Source organism: Lutibacter sp. B1 (assembly GCF_012524075.1).
Lineage (GTDB): Bacteria > Bacteroidota > Bacteroidia > Flavobacteriales > Flavobacteriaceae > Lutibacter.
In genome coordinates this window covers 1-1,065 of record NZ_JAAZUI010000119.1, presented here as the reverse complement: position 1 = coordinate 1,065, position 1,065 = coordinate 1, and the positions used below count along the sequence as shown (strand labels likewise).

The window sequence follows — 1,065 nt, the reverse complement described above, 5'->3', positions numbered from 1 at the left end:
TTTCAATATTTCAGGAGTTATTTCGTAAGGTGGTTTCATTTTGATACTATCATTTGATACTATCAAAAATAATATCATTTAATGTAAATATCTAATTTTTTACGATTTTTTTTAATTGGGTACAACGGGCTTTTATAAGATTTGTGCGTTTGGAAAATCGGAGATTTTTCGGACATAGCAAATCGTTTGTTGAATGTTTGTCGGTTCGTTATTTAGTTTAAATGTAAGCATAAATTTTATGAGTTGTTGGCTGTAGTTATTAATCGTTAATATTTTCTATCATTTTATATTTTTCGTTGATAAGTTTTGTTCTTTTCTCTCCAATTGGTTCTGTTTTTAAAATACTTTCAATTTCGATAAATTTATTAGCAAAATCATAAAATTTCTCAGTAGTAATAAAATTTTCTAACCAGTCAGCAAAATCAATTAACTCGTTTTGGTCTTTTGAATAAATCAATTGTTCAGCCAAACTCGAATATTCCCAATTTGAATTCTCTAATTTGTCAAAATCAAGTAATTCTTTGTTTAAAAATTTATCAATCAAATATGTGTTAGAGTAAAATGTTTGCATAGCCTTTTTCTCAGCCTGTTTAATTCGTTTAGTTTTGAAAAGGGTTATAGTCCATTCAAAAAGAAATATTGGAAATCCTGAGTCCTCAGGGAAATTTTTATCAAACCAATTATAATATCTTAAAGCTCCTGAATAATCATTTATTTTTAAATATAATTCTGGTGGTAAATATCGAAGTCCTCGGCTGTCATCATAATATCCTTCCCAACGTTTTTTGTCAGCAGAAAGCGCACGTTTTATTTTCGTGATTTTATTCTTAATTCTTTCTACTTGTTTTGGTGTCATTTTTAACTCTTGCATTCAATGTTGTAACGCAACAAAGCGTTTTAATTTTTAATAGTTACTAAGCTACGTTTTTTAATTCAGATTCCAATACTTCTTTAGGAGTTTTATACCCAATGATTTTTCTGGGTTTGTTGTTTAGTTTATGTTCGAGTTTTAAGAGCTGTTTTTCGTCAATGAGGTTAAAATCTGTTCCTTTAGGGAAGTCCCTT

At 28.3% G+C, this 1,065-nt stretch carries 1 protein-coding gene; it reads right to left on the bottom strand.

From position 1 onward, the window contains the following. Nucleotides 1-259 precede the first annotated feature (259 nt). Nucleotides 260-856: a hypothetical protein gene (locus HGB55_RS15185; protein WP_168817931.1), complete on the bottom strand. Its 597-nt coding sequence runs from the start codon at nucleotides 854-856 to the stop codon at nucleotides 260-262. Between the last annotated feature and the right edge of the window lie 209 nt (nucleotides 857-1,065).